Origin of the sequence: Halomonas sp. 707D4 (genome assembly GCF_024158685.1) — a bacterium.
Lineage (GTDB): Bacteria > Pseudomonadota > Gammaproteobacteria > Pseudomonadales > Halomonadaceae > Vreelandella.
Genome location: NZ_JAMZBD010000546.1, coordinates 1 through 1,868, shown reverse-complemented (window position 1 = coordinate 1,868; position 1,868 = coordinate 1). Strand labels below are relative to the sequence as shown.

1 protein-coding gene is annotated in these 1,868 nt (G+C 65.0%); it reads right to left on the bottom strand.

Annotation, left to right across the window (positions count from 1 at the left end):
• Positions 1-79 precede the first annotated feature (79 nt).
• Positions 80-1,868 (bottom strand): translation initiation factor IF-2 (gene infB, locus BIS11_RS16395; protein ID WP_253586562.1); only part of this gene is annotated, 1,789 nt, incomplete at its 5' end.

Below are 1,868 nucleotides of genomic sequence, written 5' to 3'. Positions count from 1 at the left end.
GGCCGACCAGCTCCTTCTGGAGCTGGTCGGCCACTCGGTCGGTACGCTTGAATTCGCGCATGATGGCTCCTCGCGCCCCTTACAGGGTGCGCTCGACCTTGACCTGGTCGAAGACTTCGATCTTGTCGCCGACCTGGACGTCGTTGTAGTTCTTGACGCCGATACCGCACTCGATGCCGTTACGCACTTCCTGGACGTCGTCCTTGAAGCGGCGCAGCGACTCGAGCTCGCCCTCGTAGATCACCACGTTCTCGCGCAGTACGCGGATACGCTTGTTGCGATGCACGGAGCCCTCGACGACCATACAGCCGGCCACCGCACCGATCTTCGGCGCGCGGAACACGTCGCGAACCTCGGCCACGCCGACGATCTCTTCCTTCCACTCCGGCGCGAGCATACCGCTCATCGCCTGCTTGACCTCGTCGATCAGGTGGTAGATGACGCTGTAGTAGCGCAGATCCAGCCCTTCACGCTCGATTATCTCGCGGGCAGCGGCGTCGGCACGCACGTTGAAGCCGACCACGATGGCCTCACTGGCCAGCGCCAGGTTGGCGTCGGTACCGGTGATGCCGCCCACGCCGGAAGAGACGACCGCCACCTGGACTTCATCAGTGGAGAGCTCTTCGAGCGCACCGCGAATTGCTTCGAGCGAGCCCTGCACGTCGGCCTTCAGCACGATGTTGACCTTGGCGACTTCGTCCTGGCCCATCTGGCTGAACATGTTCTCGAGCTTGGCTTTCTGCTGGCGCGCCAGGCGCACTTCGCGGTACTTGCCCTGACGGAAGTTGGCGACTTCGCGCGCCTTGCGCTCGTCGGCCACGACCATGAAGTCGTCACCGGCATCCGGCGTGCCGTCCAGGCCCTGGATCTCGACGGGCATGGCGGGGCCAGCCTCGTCGACCTGCTGGCCGAGCTCGTTGGTCAGCGCGCGTACGCGGCCGTAGTGCAGGCCCGCCAGCACGATGTCGCCCTTCTTCAGGGTACCGTTCTGGACCAGTACGGTCGCGACCGGGCCGCGGCCCTTGTCGAGACGCGATTCGACCACCACGCCCTTGCCCGGCGCCGACGGTACGGCCTTGAGCTCGAGCACCTCGGACACCAGCTGGATCGCTTCGAGCAGATCCTCGATGCCTTCACCGCTTTTCGCCGAGACGTGGACGAACTGGGTGTCGCCGCCCCACTCCTCGGAGATGACGCCGTGCTGGGAGAGCTCGTTCTTGACCCGGTCCGGATCGGCGTCCGGCTTGTCGATCTTGTTCACCGCGACGACCATCGGAACCTCGGCCGCCTTGGAGTGCTCGATCGCCTCGATGGTCTGGGGCATGACGCCGTCGTCCGCCGCGACCACCAGGATGACCACGTCGGTGGCCTTGGCACCGCGGGCACGCATGGCGGTGAACGCCGCGTGGCCAGGGGTGTCGAGGAAGGTCACGCCGCCGTGCTCGTCTTCCACGTGGTAGGCACCGATGTGCTGGGTGATGCCGCCGGCTTCACCGGTGGCCACCTTGGCGCGACGCACGTAGTCGAGCAGCGAGGTCTTGCCGTGGTCGACGTGACCCATGACGGTGACGACCGGCGAACGGGTGATCTCCTCGCCTTCGTAGGAGATGCCTTCGAGCATTTCGGTCTCGAGCGCGTCGTCCTTCACCAGCTTGACCTTGTGACCCATCTCCTCGACGACGATCGCCGCGGTGTCCTGGTCGATGGTCTGGTTGATGGTCACCGCCGCGCCCATGGTGAACATCGCCTTGATCACTTCGTTGGCCTTGATCGACATCTTGTCGGCGAGTTCGGCCACGCTGATCGACTCAGGGATAGAGACTTCGCGCACGATCGGCTGGGTCGGCTTCTGGAAGCCGTGCTTGCCG